The sequence below is a fragment of the Vibrio sp. D173a genome, assembly GCF_030248475.1.
In genome coordinates, this window is the sequence record NZ_JAHGAH010000148.1 from 1 (window position 1) to 1286 (window position 1286).

Below are 1286 nucleotides of genomic sequence, written 5' to 3' on the forward strand. Positions count from 1 at the left end.
TGAGGGCTCCCCACAACTAGCATAGAAGAATCATGTAGATAGCGTGAAAAGTAGGCAGATTCATTTTGATCGGCGATTATAGCATCAATTGAAAAGATATGACCCGACGAGTCTCATGAACCTATCCACCATCCTGAATACTTTTTTCTTAATGTCATCGTTCTCCGCTATCAAAGATAAAAGACGTATCACAGCCGTTCTTGACTGTATCAATGCACTTAACGAGAAAGACACATTAACCTTGACCGGGCTTGGTCGAGGGATGAAAAATACCAAAACTAAGGTAAAGCACTGTATTAAGAGGGTCTGTCGCCTGCTAGGCAACCCACATCTACATCGTGAGCGTACCGGTGTTTATGCATACATAACCGACTTCCTACTCAAAAATGTAAAGCACCCTATCATTATCGTTGATTGGTCACCGGTGAATCACGTGGACAAGCAAATCCTACGAGCAACGATTCCCATTGGAGGCCGAGCCTTCACACTGTATGAAGAAGTTCACCCAGAGTGCAAACTTGGCTCGTTAGCTGTTCACAAAGCTTTCATTCGACGTTTAGCCACTATGGTTCCCAAAGGGGTTATTCCCATCGTCACCACTGATGCTGGGTTTAAAGTGCCTTGGTTCAAACCTATTGAACAACAAGGCTGGTATTGGCTAGGTCGCGTACGAGGCAACAGCAAGCTTAGGGTAAATGACCGCTGGTGCAGTGCAGATGAAGTTTTTGTTCAAGCGCAATATAAGCCCCAGCATTTGGGAACAGCAGAGTTAACTAAGCAGCATCAATACCCTTGTCAAGTATGTCTCTACAGAAAGAAGTCCAAGGGGCGTAAAGCTAAAAACTGGAGTGGTTCTCTCCAGAGAAATACGGTGAGCTTATCCCATGCCAAAGGTGAAAGAGAGCCATGGTTGCTCGTCTCTAATCTACCGGGAGAAACCTGGTTTGCAGAGCGTGTCGTAGCCCTATATACCCAACGGATGTCAATTGAAGAGGGCTTTCGAGATACTAAAAATGAACGTTATGGGTTGGCTCTTAACTTCAGTGGTAGTGCAAGTCCCAAGCGTATTGAGATCTTATTGATGATAGGCATGTTGACTCAATTTGCTTTGTTGGTAGTAGGTAAAGTCGCTTATCTCAAAGGTTACTACAAGGATTTTCAAGCAAATACCATTCCTTGGCAATCAATCGTTCTCGTTGCTTAGCAATCTTTTTCGCTCCCTTATCGGTCACCACTTTATGATCGCACTCTTTGATTTCCGCTCGAAAGAGTGATGTACCACACAC

The 1286-nt window shown here is 44.4% G+C and carries 1 protein-coding gene; it reads left to right on the plus strand.

Annotated elements, in window-relative coordinates; genetic code table 11:
• The first annotated feature begins 115 nt into the window (after nt 1–115).
• Nucleotides 116–1204, plus strand: a complete 1089-nt coding sequence (locus KIV40_RS15875) for an IS4 family transposase (RefSeq protein ID WP_285350174.1) — start codon at nt 116–118, stop codon at nt 1202–1204.
• Nucleotides 1205–1286 lie beyond the last annotated feature (82 nt).

Bases quoted from the DNA above. Each gene is read 5' to 3' on its own strand.
- KIV40_RS15875 (WP_285350174.1), top strand. From the start codon at position 116: ATGAACCTATCCACCATCCTGAATACTTTTTTCTTAATGTCATCGTTC.